The 16,555-nt window shown below is 40.0% G+C and carries 13 protein-coding genes and 1 pseudogene; 4 read left to right on the top strand and 10 right to left on the bottom strand.

Annotation, left to right across the window (positions count from 1 at the left end):
• Positions 1-241: pseudogene (locus AR334_RS26050) on the top strand (hypothetical protein); the annotation flags it as partial.
• Between the two features lie 441 nt (positions 242-682).
• On the opposite strand, the gene AR334_RS26045 reads toward AR334_RS26050, so the two are convergent.
• From AR334_RS26045 to AR334_RS26010, 8 genes are all read right to left on the bottom strand, one after another.
• A complete protein-coding gene (locus AR334_RS26045) occupies positions 683-907 on the bottom strand; it encodes a hypothetical protein (protein WP_066321002.1) in 225 nt (74 codons plus the stop codon).
• Between the two features lie 2 nt (positions 908-909).
• Positions 910-1,455, bottom strand: a complete 546-nt coding sequence (locus AR334_RS26040; RefSeq protein WP_066320998.1) for an RDD family protein — start codon at positions 1,453-1,455, stop codon at positions 910-912.
• Positions 1,456-1,522: 67 nt separating this feature from the next.
• Positions 1,523-2,791, bottom strand: a complete 1,269-nt coding sequence (locus AR334_RS26035) for a PTS sugar transporter subunit IIC (protein WP_066320995.1) — start codon at positions 2,789-2,791, stop codon at positions 1,523-1,525.
• Between the two features lie 359 nt (positions 2,792-3,150).
• Positions 3,151-6,825, bottom strand: coding sequence for a discoidin domain-containing protein (locus AR334_RS26030; RefSeq protein ID WP_066320993.1), 3,675 nt, complete (start codon positions 6,823-6,825; stop codon positions 3,151-3,153).
• 100 nt (positions 6,826-6,925) lie between these two features.
• Positions 6,926-8,008 (bottom strand): sugar ABC transporter substrate-binding protein, encoded by a 1,083-nt coding sequence (locus AR334_RS26025; RefSeq protein ID WP_066320991.1) that lies wholly within the window; start codon positions 8,006-8,008, stop codon positions 6,926-6,928.
• Between the two features lie 97 nt (positions 8,009-8,105).
• Positions 8,106-8,918, bottom strand: coding sequence for a response regulator (locus tag AR334_RS26020; RefSeq protein WP_066320990.1), 813 nt, complete (start codon positions 8,916-8,918; stop codon positions 8,106-8,108).
• Positions 8,911-10,359, bottom strand: coding sequence for a sensor histidine kinase (locus tag AR334_RS26015; protein WP_066320989.1), 1,449 nt, complete (start codon positions 10,357-10,359; stop codon positions 8,911-8,913). The genes AR334_RS26020 and AR334_RS26015 overlap by 8 nt, the downstream gene beginning before the upstream one ends.
• A complete protein-coding gene (locus tag AR334_RS26010; RefSeq protein ID WP_172799304.1) occupies positions 10,356-11,246 on the bottom strand; it encodes a substrate-binding domain-containing protein in 891 nt (296 codons plus the stop codon). Before AR334_RS26010 ends, AR334_RS26015 begins: the two co-directional genes overlap by 4 nt.
• Before the next feature lie 564 nt (positions 11,247-11,810).
• On the opposite strand from AR334_RS26010, the gene AR334_RS26005 reads away from it, so the two are divergent.
• Positions 11,811-13,589, top strand: coding sequence for a polysaccharide deacetylase family protein (locus AR334_RS26005; protein WP_066320986.1), 1,779 nt, complete (start codon positions 11,811-11,813; stop codon positions 13,587-13,589).
• Positions 13,590-14,095: 506 nt separating this feature from the next.
• Complete coding sequence (locus AR334_RS26000; protein WP_066320985.1) at positions 14,096-14,524, top strand: DUF2621 domain-containing protein; 429 nt, start codon at positions 14,096-14,098, stop codon at positions 14,522-14,524.
• Between the two features lie 241 nt (positions 14,525-14,765).
• Here the strand turns inward: AR334_RS26000 and AR334_RS25995 are convergent, their stop codons facing one another.
• A complete protein-coding gene (locus tag AR334_RS25995; protein WP_066320984.1) occupies positions 14,766-15,242 on the bottom strand; it encodes a CcdC family protein in 477 nt (158 codons plus the stop codon).
• A gap of 143 nt (positions 15,243-15,385) precedes the next feature.
• The gene (locus AR334_RS25990) at positions 15,386-16,093 is read right to left on the bottom strand and encodes a cytochrome c biogenesis CcdA family protein (protein ID WP_066320983.1); all 708 of its coding nucleotides are present in this window, start codon (positions 16,091-16,093) and stop codon (positions 15,386-15,388) included.
• A 269-nt stretch (positions 16,094-16,362) separates the two neighbouring features.
• On the opposite strand from AR334_RS25990, the gene AR334_RS25985 reads away from it, so the two are divergent.
• Positions 16,363-16,536, top strand: coding sequence for an aspartyl-phosphate phosphatase Spo0E family protein (locus AR334_RS25985; RefSeq protein ID WP_066320982.1), 174 nt, complete (start codon positions 16,363-16,365; stop codon positions 16,534-16,536).
• Positions 16,537-16,555: the final 19 nt, after the last annotated feature.

Here is a 16,555-nt window from a genome sequence, read left to right as displayed (position 1 = left end):
GACTGTGGAAGGGGTTTTTTTATTTATGCGAAAAGGTATACGAAGAACAAAGCATGTATCGACTGAAGTTTCGCTCACCATGGCGGAAATGTTCAAAGATTTTATCCTAATTAAAAAGGGCGAAGGTTTGGCGAAAAGAACGATAGAAAGCCATTATCAAAATTTCGGCTATTTTAAGGATTATATGAATCTGAGTTACCCTCTGAAGAAATCACTACAGAGTTATTTATGGGATGGATAACATATATGGTCGAGGAAATGGATTATTCACCAATGACAGTTAATATTCGCAGCAGAACAATTCGAGCATTTCTGCGATATTGTTACGAAGATAAAATGTGGATCAACGAGGCCTTACATTAGCCCTATAAGCCAATCTAGGCACCAATAGATTATCATTTCCGAAGTTTTCATTATTTTATACATCACTTTAACGACGGCAAATCGGTAGCGAGTATATGTTCGCATGAAAAAACCTCCGCCTGAAAGATGCTGGGGAGGTTCCATAAAAGAAAAATCCTTCTTCGTTTTGTTTACCGATCCTTCAATTCTTGTACAATATCCCCCGATGGAATGTTCATCTTTTAAATCTATTAGACAGCCAAGTATTATTGCTTCTTTGTCTGGAGAATAGAACTGCCTTGGTAAAACCTATACAACATAGTTTTTAATTTAGCTCCCATTATTTCACGATAACGGAAAAGTAGAGTCCCCTTCCATAATCCGTAGCCTTAATTGCATTCTTGGTCGCGGCAACAGCGATCTGTTCACTGTCTCCGGTAACGCTGAATATTATTTCCATGCCCTTCATTTCCAAAAAAGTGAAGTCTACCCCGTCAAAGGTATTCCCGTCCAATAGTTCTTTTATCTTATCCGCCATCAGCGGGGTCTTAACCGCAATATTCATAGTTATTTACTCCTTACTTTAATAACTTTTGTACCAGCGAATCCATCAAACCCAGAACGTCCTTCTGAATTGCCGAATGTGGTCAAACACATAAACAAGAATGGTATAGCTGAAAGCAAATATATTGATACCGCCTTAATCACGGAGCGCATAGCTAGCATGAGCTTACCTACGAAGAAACTCTTATCCGTATTGACATTGACGACGCGCATACCGAATACCAGTTTACCTATAGTCACCCCAAAAAACACCAGCATTAAAGCCTCGTAGATTACCCCTATGCTTAATGTGATTAGAAAACACTCTTGATAGAGCTTCATACGCTCCACGACAAGCGTATCTGAAGCGGTTAACCCCCTGACCGCCTCCTGAGTCTGTAAGTAGTGTTTCCAATCGGGGATGCCAAATATGGCAAACACAATTTGGCACAAGAGCATAATGACAATAAAATCAATTACCAGCGCGAAAAATCTGTTTCGATAGAAGTTTTTGGGGCGGCTGTGTTTGAAAGACTCTACTGCCTTGTTGCCATCCTCCTTTTTTTTCATAGAACCGTCTCCTCAAAATCCCCTGCCCTTAAAGTGCAGGGGATTCTTCAATTTCTTTAGTAGTAAATTAAGCTTCTCCCGACTCACGTTTCAGGTTGATTTTATCCCATGCGCGGATGAAAGGCAGATAGATAATGAACGATGCGGAAAAACATATGACTTGAGCCAGCACAGCCATTAACCTGCTACTTATATCACCTGAGGCTGCAAGGAAACCGCTAATAAAGATGGGTGTCGTCCATGGCACGATCTTATCCATTATAGGGAACAGACCGATTGATGTGCCTACATACATGATGGTGACGATCACGAGCGGGGAGATTATGAACGGTATCATAAGCATAGGGTTCAAAACGATAGGAAGACCGAACGTGACCGGCTCGTTAATATTAAATATACCAGGTCCTATGGAAATCTTACCGACATCTTTGAGTAGCTTTGACTTAGCAAATAACAACATATAGATAACCACAGGCAATGTAGCGCCCGAACCGCCGAGCCATACGTTGTTTTCATAGAATGGCCATGTGATGATGGAAGTCGTTCCGACATGGGTAACGCTGATCCAAAGTGGCTCGAAGAAAGGGAATATTATAATTGCGGAACCGTGCAGACCGAATGTCCACAACAAATGCTCGATAAAGGATCCAAACATCATGAACGGATACGAAAGACCGAAATTGGTTAGCCAGGAGAACAGACCTTCATTCAGCCAATGAGATATAGTATGATAACCGGTATACGACATCGGTACGGCAATGATAAGCCACGAGATACCAAGGATAGCCAGCCCCGGAAGCAGTGCTGAAAACTGTCTTGAAACTGCTACTGGTACGGTGGCTGGCAGCTTGATGATCCAGTTTTTTTGGACGAACAGACGATAGATTTCAGCAGTAAGTATAGCGAAAGCCATAGCAACAAAAAGATTTTCAGAACCCGTACCGTCTTTTTGGGTAACAACAAAGAATGATGCTATGGCGAGTATGCCCGCGGGGATACCATCTACAGAGGTGCCATCATTCTTTTGGTAGCTGCTAGCCAACGAGCTTGCGACGCCAAACGCGGCGATTATTGCCATGATGCCGAACGTTGCGTCTATCAAGATGTCGATTTTACCGCCCCAGCTCCAACCTGCAGACTCCATAAGGGCTATCCAAGCAGGAATAGGGAAGTCTATGATTATCATAGCGAAAGCGCCTAAAATCAACAGCGGCATTATCATGACAATGCCGTCACGCAGAGCCAGCAAATGCCTTTGACCTCCGATTTCTGCCGCGACGGGCACAAACTTTTCTTCCATAAAGGTCGTGAGTTTCGATTGTTTCTTTGATTCCATAGCTACTTACCTCCTATGATTACGATATTTTTTAAAGCAGAAAAACCATTGTTTATATTGAATTTTCCAATTATTCAGCAGACCCTAATTAGTATTTTGGATATATTCCCTATATGCCCCTTCTTCAAAGATCTCGCCGGCTTTTGCCAACGCATAATGAGACATGTTCATTACCTGAATAACAGGAACCTTATCACCGTGTTCTGCTTGGATTTCTTTAAGAGAATCCCAAATCCATATTTTATAGTAGGTGCCGATAAAATTCAGGATAGAAAGCAGAGGACAATCATAAAAAGATTGCCCTTTGCCTCGTTAATCGTTTAATTATTAAAGAGCAGGTATTTTTGAAATTAGTTAAATCATTTCCACTCTTTTAATAAGTCCTCTATTTCCGCAGTCAACTTTTCTTTAGCCTGCACAGATATTTTATCCTTATGGGCGTCATTGTTCATATGCTTGAGGAAATCATTTAGACTTTTTACAGCCTGGTCACGTTGGCCCTGTTCCTCATGGTGGATGGCCTGTTGCAGGTTATTTCTGAGTTGATCGGTTAATGGTGCAACAATTTCATTAGCAGAGATATATTTCTCCAGTTTCTCCTGGATCGTATTGAGACTTACCGGCTCGGAGTATACCTCAAATGAAGCAATATTAAAGCTGGTAGAAGCCGCAGTGGCCCCCAATCCGATTACACCATTACCCGTTCCGCCCGAACCGATCTGCGGACCAGCAGGACGTTTTCCGGACATAGTCAGTCTGATATAACGTTTTGTCACCGTATCGAACTCTAGGTCACTTACGGCTGAACCGTTCACATTTGTACCGCTGTAAACTTGCTCCCAATTCACGTTATCATCCGAAACTTCAACGACTATATTGCGGGCATAGTTTGCATAATCCCAGCGAACGATGGTTCTATCAAAATTTGTCGGCTTGCCAAAATCGACCTTGAACCATTGTGGGTCAGCACCGGTTGTAGCATTGGTAGAACTTTGCCATTTTGTGAACATCGTACTGTCTAAAGCTTTATCAGGAGTATTCGTTGTCCCCTGTGTGGATGAAGCAGATGCTGTTTTTCCAAAAGCAAGATTCTCACCGGATGGTATAGGTTTACCCTTTGACGTTAAGTTATTGTAACTGTTTACCTCAATAACTGGAGTAACATCACCTAAATCGGACAAATTATAGGTGGCAGAAAGGGTCCTCTTTTCACCAGGCAGCAGCATAAAGTAGTTATCCTCCATTAGAACTGGTGCCACCAAGTCCCCGTTAGCGCCTTTTTTGATTTTAGCGAATACACCGTATGCGATTGAATTACCCTTATTTTTCACGGTATACGTAATCGTTTGTTCCTGGCCATTGTTTACTGTTTTAGGTTTTCCTTCGATTTGAAGTTCAACTGGGTCAAGCAATTGTAATTGAGTAAAGTCGGCAAACTGATCTTGTGGTGTATAGTTCCAGCTGTGGTTCTGGTACCTTACCAAATCTTTTTTCGTTGTTTGTGCATAAGAATTGATACTTACAAGATTATCTTTCGCATCCCTTAATTCAAGGCGGATAAAGTAAGTTGGCGAAACCTTTAAATCTCTTTCAATAATTTTATCAACAATGGTAATACCGCTGGCTGTTTCAATCTTGCCATTGAAATTAATAGTTTGGTAGCCGATTTGTTTCGGCGTGCTGCCTACAGTTGCGCTTGCACCGTCTGGAGTGACAGCAAGATTATTAAATTCTTTATCATACAGTTTCTTGCTATCAATATTGAATACTTGAACCTTTGCTTTCAGACCACTGTAATCCTTATTTGTGCTATTGAGAATTTTGACCTCCTTAGAGGCATAGTCAAACATGATATGAAGCGGCTCATTTCCTTTTTTAGCGCCGAAATAGGAACCGTTCGGATTTAAATAGAAATCAAACAGGTTCCAGAACATACTTGGCCAACCGTTATTGAGCATCCACTGAACCCAGCCTGTCGCCTTCGTATATTTGTTAGCATTTAAAGCCTCAAATACCGCGCGCTGCGAGTCATATTGCTGCATCTGTGCTTTGATGTTATATTCTTCAAGACTATGTGACTCACCGTAATGGTTATCCATTGCAAGGTTGAATTTGGAGAGATCCCGGAAACTTCCTCTGGCGTTATGATAATTCCATTGCTGGTAATTATCGCCACCAACATTGTACGGCCATAAGTTATTTTCCGGCAGAATTTTCTTCATCGTTTCGATAACCGGAATACTTGGACCAGGTCCGGCCTCTGAGGTAAATCCAAACGCTCCTCCAAGATCCATATCCTCGAACCACATCGCCGGAGGTGCATAATCATAGGAAGCATCCATATGCATGCCGCTGACGGTTCCGGTTAACTCAGCTACCTTCGCCGAACCACTCGAAATGATTGCCCCATTTTCATCCCAATGTAGTCGATTTTCAATATCGAAGAATGACTGTTCCACTTCTTTTCCTCGGTCAACAGATCCACCTGCTGGAATATCCTTTCCATAAGAAGCTGGATTATCACTTCCATTCATCCACGCAATCATACTCGGATGAACACGCAATAAACGTAGCTGCGAAATCAAGGATTCATTGGCAATATGCAGGTCTGCGTCACTGTATGCCGCCGGCTGCTGCCATTTGCTGCAGCAAACCCATCCGCCCATGTAGAACATTCCGTTTTCATCCAAAAGATCAATCAGGCGCTCATCAAAGAAAATCCCCTCATCCCTGATGGCATTTAAACCCATATCCTTTAAGTACTGGATAACCGCCATATTTGTATCCATATTACGTCTTAGATACAAGTCTGTTGGCGAATATCCGCCAGCTTTAATCAAAACAGGCTTGTGGTTGACATAGAATTGCACCATATCCTTAAGCGGCGGATTGGTTTTCGTAGACGGTGATACATTCATTTCTGTCGTAACTTCACGAATGCCAAATCTTTGGGTAATGCTGTCTCCGACTTTGTTATCACTTTCCTTAAACTTGAATTCAATCGTATGCATTGATGGCTCACCCATACCCACCGGCCACCATAATTTTGGATTTTTGATCTTTAAATCATTGAAATTTCCGGACGTAAAAGCAACTTCTTGATCGACTGCATTCGCCTTCAGTGTAACAGGCTGTGAAACAGCTGCCACAACCTTGCCAGAAGGATCCTTAATGGTTGCTTCAACCGTTCCTGTTATGGTCTGATCGGAAAAATTCGTTAAATCAACATAGGCATTTAAACTGGCAGTCGAAAGGTCTTTATCTACTTTTGATGTAACAAACGGATTACGTGTTGTTACGGTATTGCTGGTGGTGATAAATACATCACGCCATAAGCCCATGTTATTGTCAGTCGGCCTAGGCACCCAGTCAACCCAGTAAATAGAGAAATCTTTACCAAAATTGGACTTTGTTACTTCAACCGCAAGGGTATTTTTCGTTTTGCCGTCTGCCTTAACATAATTTGTAATATCCAATTCATAGGTTCGGAATGAACCCATAATATCCGATTTATCGGCTATCTTCTTTCCGTTTACCCAAATATCGGCTTGATAACCAATCCCCTGGAAATTAACTTGGATTTTTTTGCCTTGCTCGCTAGCCGGGAGTGTAAACTCAGTCCGATACCACCAAGGAACATTAAATCTTGCTTCGTCTGTGCGGGAAATTCGATCATGAATAAACGGGTCTTCAATGTCGCCGGCATCTACAAGGGCCCCCATTACAGTATTTGGAACAGTAGTGTTGTACCACCCGTTCGAATTATAGCCGTTTGTTGAAATAGCTGCTCCATCCTCTATCGCAACTGCGGATGATTGTATTTGCCAGTTTTTGTGCAATTGATAGACATTATTATATTGAATTGCTTTCTTCAATGAATACGTATCGTTTAATAGTTTTGTAGTGGTATCTACAGTGTTGGAATTATTCATTTTAGCGTTGGTGGTACTATTCGTAGCAACTAATCCTGAGGTTGAAATTAAGAGAGCCATAGAAATACTGAGAATCTTTTTAAATGACTTTTTAAGATGCAATCTTCTTCCTCCCCTATTCTCACTGTTTTTGGTCCTTAAAAACCGGAGACATATTGATACAATACTTTTTTAAAATTCACCCCCTTTAAGTTACGAAAAATTATTTTTGATAAACTTCTTCCCGCTTGTGAAATCCTGTGGCAATAACCGTTTCATCCATCGTTTCTTTGGTTACCGCTACAGGTTGAAGTAAAATAGTCGGTACATTAATTTTTCCATTATTTATTGTCGAATTAGTGGGCACTTTTTCCCTTCTAGCCATTTTAATGGCTGCAGTTATGGCAGTTTCCGCCATATCTTTGACCGAGGTATAGACAGTCATTAATTGGGTTCCGTTCATAATCCTCCTGCATGCAGCAAGCTCAGCATCCAAACCGCTTACAGGAACCTTCCTTGTCATGTTCTGTGCAGACAAAGCTTCAATTGCTGCTTCTGCAGTCGCATCGTTTGCAGCAATTATGGCATCAATCTGGTTATGATTGGCCCTCAGTGCAATTTCTACATTGGCCTTTGCATCGGTTGGGTTCCAATCTTTCGTCCACTGTTCGTATACAATCTGAATATCCCCTTTATCAATCAATGGTTGCAACACTTTCATTTGTCCTTCTTTATACAAATGGGATGTATAGTCGGTCTCTGCACCTTCGATGAGGACATAATTACCCTTGGGAACTTGTTTCACAACTGCTCCTGCTTGCAGTTCCCCAATTAAGATGCTATCAAAGGAAATGTACAAATCAAGGTCGGCATTTGTGATCAAACGGTCATACGCTATTACTTTAATACCTGCTTTATGCGCTTTTTCCACAATAGCCGCCGCCGCCGCCGCGCTATGCGGAACGATAATTAAAACATCAACACCTTGACTAATTAATGTTTCCGCTTGAACGATTTGCCTTGCATTATCCCTTTCGGCGGCTTGAACGATGACATCAACGCCTAATTCTTTCCCTTTTTCAACTAAATAATCTCGGTCTCGCAGCCACCGCTCTTCCCGTAATGTATCCATTGCAAAGCCAATTTTAATTTTCTTCTGTTTAGATATCCCAGCCTGTTTGTTATAAGTAATCTTATCTTCTGATGGCTTTGAAATCGTTTTTGTATTTGAAATCCACCACGCTAACACAAGCCAAATAGATACGAACATAATGAAAAATATGTACCTTTTTCTTATTCTCCCCATTCGTCTGCCGTTGCTCCCATTTATTTGAATATATCAAATTTATTTTATCAGCAATTAAGCGCTTTCAAAAAATTATCTCTTGTACATTATTGCTAACCTATAGGATTTTTTGGTGATGCTGTAACGCAATTTTCCGATAATCCGTTGGCGATATCCCTTGACTTCTTTTAAACACCCTGCTAAAGTAGCTCGGATCATGAAAACCGACATCAATCGCAATTTCTTTCAGACTTTTAGAAGGGTCACCCATTAACCTTTTTGCATTCTCAATTCTGCATTCAGTCAGAAAATCAATAAAGTTGGTGCCGCTTTTTTCTTTGAAAAGTTTGCTGACGTAATAAGGGCTAAGGTTTACGTGTTCCGCAACCGTTTCCAGAGTAATGTCCTTATGGTAATTTTCCATAATAAATTGTTTCAATTTATTTTCTTCTTTTTCATCAATTAAACGCTGAGCTTTCTGCTCTCCTTCAAAGACAGATAATAATTGTTTCAATCTTTCCTTCTCTTGTTTCATCAACTCTAATTCTTTTTTTCGTTCATGGATTCTTTGAATGACTCTCGTGACTGTTTCAATTACGGATTTCGGCCGGCTAGGTTTGAGCAAATAATCATTTACCCCCAAACGAAGAGCTTGTCTTGCATATTCAAATGTATCGTATGCGGAAATGATAATATATTGAATCCCTGAATTCAGTTTGCTGATTTCTAATATCGCCTCTAATCCATCCGTTTCCGGCATTTGAATATCCATCAAAATCAGGTCCGGCTCTAGCTTCTCAACCATTTGAATGGCGATTGTTCCATTTTCCGCCTCGCCTACGATTCTAATATTCTCGATCCCTTCCTCTAAGATTTGTTTAAGGGCAGCTCGCTCAACACGTTCATCGTCAACAATTAGTATCTTAATCATCTCTTCCCCCCACTGAATTCGGTAATTTCATAACAATCCGCGTACCCTGATTTTCATTACCTTCTATTTCAATGATGTCATCCATTCCATAAAATAGCTGTAAGCGGCGAATTACATTTTGGATGCCAATCCCTGTAGAATGTCCCTTATAGGCTTTTTTTGCTGACCCGGAAAGGAGGGCATGAATGGTCTCTTGGGGAATACCCGGTCCATTATCTCCTATTTCAATCATTACTTGATGTTCATGTTTTCGAATCGCAACTGATATTGCCCCTCCTTTGGAAAAAGGTTCAACGGCATGGATTAATGCATTCTCAACAAACGGCTGAAGTGTGAGACTTGGTATTGGGAAGGAAAGACAGTCATTATCAACATGTATGGAATACTGCACCCGTTCCTCGTACCGAGCTTTTTGAATCGTCAAATAATCCTCAAGCCCTTTCAATTCATTTTCGATGGTCGAGGATTGATCCATGCTTTTTAAATTGTACCTAAGCAAATCTGATACTGAGATGATTAATTCACTAGTTTCCCTGGCATTCTCCAAATACGCTTTTCTAGCTAAGGTGTTTAATGTATTAAATAAGAAATGAGGATTAATCTGGCTTTGCAAGGACTTCAATTCACTTTCTTTTAAAAGCAATTTATGTTCCTGCAACTCATGTTCCACCTTCGCTTTTGTTTGGATTTCGGCAATCAGTTTTTTAATGTTAACTCTCATTTGATTAAAACTGCTGGCAAGAAAATGAATCTCATCATTGGTGCGGATATCGATGCTTTGATCAAAATTCCCACTCGATATTTCCCTTGCTGCTTTCGTCAACGTTACAATAGGGCGAGTTAAATCGTTGGAAAACTTGAAAAAGATTAATAATATCAATAATGAAGTTGAGGCTAATATTAAAAAACTTAACATGACCGAGTTTATACTTTGGTCAATAATCTCCCTATAAAAATTAACATAGGTCTTCAATTCTCCGCTGATTAATGAAAGAGATGTTTCAGAAATATAAGTAGACGTCTTTGCGGCCTCATTAAAATGAATGGATATTCTCGGGTCGTTTTTCTTTTGAGAAAATTGGATAGTTAATTCCATTGATTCCAACTGATTTTTAATCATGTTTTCATAATCCATGAGGGAGATGAAATTATTTTGGTTTCTTAGTACCTTAAGTTTTTGTTGATTTTTCTTTAATTCCCGGCTATACCTTATATAATTATCTCTTGTCTGAATAGATGGGCTAATCAAATAATAGTTTAATGCATTAATCGAATTTTGGCTTAATTCCGAGACATCCTTGATAATCAAGTATCTTTGTAATATTTGGTTATAATTTTCAATTGTTTTTTGATTAGAATAAATCATCAATAACCAAACTAGCGAAATCATAATCCATATAAAAGCAAACAGGATGATAATCTTATTTCGTATTTTTTTCATGGTGTATTACCTTTTTTCAACAAGTGTATATTTGTATAATAATTTTGTTCAAGTGGCATCTCCTTGCCATCCAGCCAATTCAGCATAAGAATTGTGCTTTTTGTCCCAATTTCTTCAGGTTGCTGAGTTAACACAGCCGAAACAATCCCTTCCTTCAGAAACTCCGAAATCTCTGGGTCCTGATCAAAACTATAGATCGAATAGTCCTTTAATTGACCTCTTCCTCTGATTGATTGAACAATTCCATTTGTTGCATCTGAAGTTAATCCTAGAAACACTCTGCAATCAGGATTATGATTCAGAAGATTCGTTGTTTCCTTAAGCCCTTTTAAATCATCCAAATTATTATTGTTTGCTCCTAAAATATCAATATTGGGATATTTGGCAAGTGCATTAATAATTCCTTTCTTCCTCAAGTTTAGATAATCGGTTGAAGCTCCACCGTAAACGATACCAATTTTACCTTTCCCATTTAATTCTGCTGCGATATATTCCCCCATTATTTCCCCCTCTTGGTAATGATTGGGGCCAACATAGGTTTTACGTAAGCTTTCAGGGGCATCAGTAAAGACCGTTATTACCGGAATTCCTTTTTGCAAAGCTTTATCAACAATTTCGATAAATTCCGGATCCTCCTTTCCTTGTACAATAATACCGTCTACTTGAGATGATATGGCCATATCAATATTCTTTAAATATCCAAAACTATCGCCTTGAAAGGTTTCCAGAAATTCAATGGCCACATGATTCTTCTCTGCTACATTTTGAGCTCCCTTTTTAACATTTGACCAAAATGGACTGCCAGAGTCACCCGAGATAAATTTAATTCGATAAATATCTTTTTCTTCCTTTTGTGAATAGGCAGATATATTGGGCTGTTTCAGCACAATTTTATAAGTAAAATACGAGAGTAAAAATAAAGCAATGATACCGCCTATAAAAAGGATTACTATACTCGAACTTGCTTTTTTAATAGCCCTTACCCCCTAGTCACTACAATTCCTTTCACTGAATTATTTCTCCAATTGTTCGGCCAAACCCTTTGAGTTTTCAAACAATTCAACAGACAAAGGACAAAAAATGACATTCGTATTTAAATAATCCTTTTTTTTAAAAAAAATTCAAAAATCAAAGCAATGCAAGTGGAAAAAATTATTAAAATCCAACAAGCATTCTCGAAAACGATTGACGTAAGGTTATCAGTATATTTCGGTATAATTGGAAATATATATCCAAATGAAAGGAGGTCTATCTTTTGAAAAACGAATCGGATATAACTACACAGCGGATACACGGGGGTGAGGGCTGAATTTGCTCGATAGTTGTGCGTGTCACCGTACATACGCACAGGTAAAATGGGTTGGCTACCTTCCCTGAAAAGTAGAGCTGAAAATGGAGGACCTCAACTCCATAATAAAAGAGGAAACAACATTATATTTTAGGAGGAGAATATGAAAATCGGTAAAAAAGTTTTAACGCTAATATTGAGCATCATCATGGTTGTGACGCTCTTTGTTGTTCCAACCTCTGCGACCTCACCACCTCCAGCTATTACAGTAGATGGTGTTACTGTCACCGCAAGGGTCGACCAACTAACGGGCAGTCAAAACAGATTATGGATTACAATAACCGATAGCGGCGGTATAACTACCCAAGACTTCATGATTCCCAATAATGCGGAGGGAGTATATCCCATCAGCACTGAAGCTGGTAATTACACGATCTTCGTAGACACGAAAGGCAATACTCAAATAGGAGCGTGTTACATAGTTTCCTTTATCGGAAGACCTGCACTTCCGGTATTGTTCGAGAATGGACAGTGGGCAGCTGAACTTGGTGATATTACTGTTCATACACCCGGTGGCGATTCTACATGGGCTTATGAGGATGGTTTAATTCATATTTATAACGGCGTTGTAAGTAGAAACATAGCATTTAGATTTGTATTTGAAAATACCATTGATATGAGAGGTTATGATAGTGTTGTTATGGAATTAGAAGAAGCTCCTTCCGAATGGTTCCGCGGCATATTACGTTTCCGTATTGATCAAGATGCTGGATGGGGTAGCAATAGTCATACCAATATAATAAGAATGACGAATGGAACCAGTAATGATGGTGGTCCTGGTACTTCTGCCGGCAACTGGGATCTTGAAAGATTAAGAGGAGTTGGCGGATTACCTGCGTATGGTGAATCTGTAAGAATCAAAAAGATTTATCTTGAAGGCGACGGCGTCTTTTCTCCAGTTACAATCAACGCTCGCAATATTATGGACATCATACCTCCGAGGACCGGAAATACACCTGTAACATCTATCACCACTTCAAGCCAGTATTCCGGAACGGTAGTATGGAATCCCAGTCATTCTACTTTTCAAGCTGATACTGAATACACAGCAACCATAACATTGACACCAAGACCCGGTTGGACCCTGAGCGGCGTACCGGCAAACTGGTTCAGAATCCATAACCCGACCGGGACCAATAATGTCGCTATGCAAGTAACCCACGAGGCTGACTCGGGTGTACTTACCCGTACTTTCCCGGCAACCACCGCAATTGTGCCATATCCGGAGCCTACTCAATTCGTTGCATTAACTTTTGACGATACACCCTCCTCAAATACAAACGCTCTGTTGGATGTTATAGATCAACTTGGCATCAAGGTTACTTTTTTTGCAAGCGGTATTAATCTGGAAAGGGCTAGAACGAACCCAGATTTTAGAAGGGCAATCGATAGAATAATTGCCGGAGGCCATGAAATTGCCAATCACGCGTGGCAGCATGAACGTTGGGACAATAATGCTGACATAGATGTGATGAGGGCAGACTTTAAGAGAAATCAGGATTTAATCCTTGAAATTACCGGACAGAATACGCAATGGATCCGTATACCGTATGCTAGCCATTCATCTAATTCTTTAATGGTAGCAGGTGAATTTGGCTTGTCTAATTTACGAGGTTTAGCAACAGATGACTGGAACATTCACAATTCAGCTTCCTTTTTAGTTAATAGAATACTCACTCAAACTGGTAATAATAGATTAACAGACGGTCAAATCTACGTATCACATGATCAACCCGGCCAAACTAACACCATGCAAGCACTTCCTGAAATTGTACACGAACTTCGAAGTAGAGGTTTTGGCTTTATGACAGTCTCCGAACTGAGAGCGCATAAAAATTTTCCAGTTTCACCCGGAGTTAATTATCCAAACTTTTTTCAATAAAAGCTTTTAAGACCCATTTCTTGTCCAGTACTAAAAACTATAGTGCTGGGCAAGCCTTTGTTAACACAAGTACCTTTCCCATTTGTAATAGGTACAGAAGAACAACAAAGTAATCTATGTATTACTTCGTTTTAGGTAGAATTTATTTACTTTCTAGTTTTTGACAAATAGTACATACTTTATATAAATAAACTGTAAAGGACGAACGAAAACTGTTACTGGGATTGCGAGAAAACTGATTGACTGTATGATTGAACGTTGGGACTAAAGCTCTTTGTGTAGTTTGATTAAGATGATTTTTTTACTCAGTCTTCAAAACTGCACGAGACCTGCGTGCCAGGTCTGCTGGGTTCGATTCCCAGGCGGTCCCGCCAAACTATACATATCTGACACGCACAATGGTTGTGCGTTTTTTTGTGTTTTCGATTACACAATGTGTTTGCTTGTCAATTAGCCGAAAAACAGACTATAATAAACTGAATAAACGTTTTTGTAGGTGAATTTACATGCAGCTTGAAGGTTGGTTTTTGTGGTTTATCCTGTTTTGGGTTGTTTTTTTAGTAGTAATGATGGCCATCGGCGGCTTCTTTATGTTTCGCAAGTTTTTAAAAAAGATGCCAAAGGAAGATGGCAAATCCGATATGGAATGGGAAGAATATTATGTAAATGAATCGCGGCATTTATGGGGCCCGGAAGAAAAGGCTCTGCTCGAGGACTTGGTCAGCCCTGTTCCCGAATTGTTCCGTGATGTGGCCCGTCATAAAATTGCCGGTAAAATTGGCGAGCTCGCCCTTAATGAAAAGGTGCCCAAAATTACCGAAGATTTGGTGATCCGCGGGTATATTCAGGCCACCCCGAAACGAGATCATAAATTTTTACGGAAAAAGTTGTTTGAAAACAAGATTGACGTCGCTCCTTACGAGCATTTATTCTAAAACCGTCCTGAATTGGGCGGTTTTTTTATTTTTTTGCCGCCGTTTTGGCCCGCTGCAAAATATATCTGCGATGTTTTGTTATTTATCTGCGATGTTCGAGCATTTATCTGCGATAATTTAATTATATCTGCGATTTTCTAATTATATCTGCGATAATCCCAAAATATCTGCGATACCCCGTGTCCCCCCCTCCCCATAGAGCATACCTTAAAAAAGAAAAAACACCGACCCAATAACAGAGTCAGTGTTCATTCTTTTGAAGTTCCTTATAAAGTTTTTTATAGGAAAGATACATCGCAAATCGCCAAGGGACAATCATGCTGAACGCCAGCAGGAAGAACATTCCGCTCAATTGGCCAAAATCGATGGTACTGCTTAAGATTGATTTCAATCCCAGTCGAATGACAAGCAGCCCAGCTAAAATAAAGAAGAAAGCTTTGGACCTTTTTAAATAAATATCATGATCACGGATCTCGAATTTTGAGGTTTTGATTAACAGGATAGAAAATAACATCCCCAACACCACAGCCTCAAGAATCTCCATCGGAGTCAACCTGAATTGCGGCACCACGTACATCAGCGCACCGCTTGACATAAACACGGGCGGCATAATAATTTTTTTCACGCTTGTCGGCTTTTTGGCGGCTTTCATCCGAACGAACAAGGCAAGTATCCCCATAAAAACGGCGCCGATTGAAGAAATCACAACATAGTTCATTGAAATCCTCTTCCTTTGGATAAATAAGTACCTTCACATTATATCTTAAAAAAACAAAAATGGTTATCAATTTGTACTGTAGTCCTGCTCCCAATAATGGAAACCACCCGCATTAAGAGGAAGAGCCTTTTGATTTTCACAACTTAAAAACCAGTAAAACCGCCGAATAATGGTGAAAGAATTTGAATGATTTTGGTCATCCAGTCAAAGAATAACACAATCCCCATAACAATCATGATATAGCCGCCGATTTTCATAATTTTTACGCTGTTCTTTTTGATCCAGTTCATGCGGCCGACGAAGAAGGAAAGCATAAAAAATGGAATCGCAAAGCCCAAGGTATAGGCAATCATGTACATCATGCCCGAACCCGGATTTGTGGCAGCCAATGAAATGACGAAACCAAGAATCGGTCCTGTGCATGGCGTCCAGCCGGCCGCAAAAGCCATCCCAATCAAACTGGAGCCCAAATAGCCTGACGGACGATGTTTAAATTCAATCTTGCGGTCCTTCATCAGGAACTCCGGCTTTAGAATGCCGACAATCATTAGCCCAAAGAAGACAATGAAAATCGCCCCAAGCTGGCGAATCAAATCCTTGTATTCACTGAAAAAGCTTCCGACAAAGCTCGTTCCAAAACCAATTGCGATAAAGATGACGGAAAAACCGATGAGGAAAAATAACGTATGCAGCATACTGCGTTTTTGCAGCATCGCGTTTTCACCCTTCAGCTCACCGACAGACATTCCGGTTATGTATGACAAAAAGGCGGGATACAACGGTAAACAGCAAGGTGAAATAAAGCTCAGGAAACCTGCACCGAACGCCATAAATATGTTGACATCAGACATATAAACACTCCCACAATAGTTGATTCCCTTTCATTCTAACAAATCTTTCACCCAATTGATATTGAATAACATGAATATTTTGTGTCGCTGGTGCTTTAACGAAAATGTTTATCTATTTTTCGACAATTATGATAATGGATATTTTTTTACATATGCCTTTGAAATAATTTACAAGTTAGGGTATACTAGTAAAACAGTGCTTATTTAATAGTCTCAAATTCTCTTATTTTTACCAAAGTTTAGGAGTTTTTCCGGAAAGGACAGCGGTCGTGATCAAACAGGATTTAGTGACACTTATTGAAAAAAAGCGTGCTGAATTGATTAAAGCAGCAAGTGCCAACGGCTTGACCTCCACCGTCGTCATTCGTTACAGCCAAGAGCTTGATCATCTATTAAATGAATATAATCGAATCTTTTTAGGAAATGTTTCCTCGCATTCATAACAAAAGCCCGGGTCGCCCC

Origin of the sequence: Bacillus sp. FJAT-29814 (assembly GCF_001510715.1) — a bacterium.
Classification (GTDB): Bacteria; Bacillota; Bacilli; order Bacillales; family Cytobacillaceae; genus Neobacillus.
The sequence above is the reverse complement of the archived record's forward strand: the minus strand, read 5'-3'. Positions and strand labels throughout refer to the sequence as shown.

Bases quoted from the DNA above. Each gene is read 5' to 3' on its own strand.
- AR334_RS26045 (WP_066321002.1), bottom strand. From the start codon at position 907: ATGAATATTGCGGTTAAGACCCCGCTGATGGCGGATAAGATAAAAGAA.
- AR334_RS26040 (WP_066320998.1), bottom strand. From the start codon at position 1,455: ATGAAAAAAAAGGAGGATGGCAACAAGGCAGTAGAGTCTTTCAAACAC.
- AR334_RS26035 (WP_066320995.1), bottom strand. From the start codon at position 2,791: ATGGAATCAAAGAAACAATCGAAACTCACGACCTTTATGGAAGAAAAG.
- AR334_RS26025 (WP_066320991.1), bottom strand. From the start codon at position 8,008: ATGGGGAGAATAAGAAAAAGGTACATATTTTTCATTATGTTCGTATCT.
- AR334_RS26020 (WP_066320990.1), bottom strand. From the start codon at position 8,918: ATGATTAAGATACTAATTGTTGACGATGAACGTGTTGAGCGAGCTGCC.
- AR334_RS26015 (WP_066320989.1), bottom strand. From the start codon at position 10,359: ATGAAAAAAATACGAAATAAGATTATCATCCTGTTTGCTTTTATATGG.
- AR334_RS26005 (WP_066320986.1), top strand. From the start codon at position 11,811: ATGAAAATCGGTAAAAAAGTTTTAACGCTAATATTGAGCATCATCATG.
- AR334_RS26000 (WP_066320985.1), top strand. From the start codon at position 14,096: ATGCAGCTTGAAGGTTGGTTTTTGTGGTTTATCCTGTTTTGGGTTGTT.
- AR334_RS25995 (WP_066320984.1), bottom strand. From the start codon at position 15,242: ATGAACTATGTTGTGATTTCTTCAATCGGCGCCGTTTTTATGGGGATA.
- AR334_RS25990 (WP_066320983.1), bottom strand. From the start codon at position 16,093: ATGTCTGATGTCAACATATTTATGGCGTTCGGTGCAGGTTTCCTGAGC.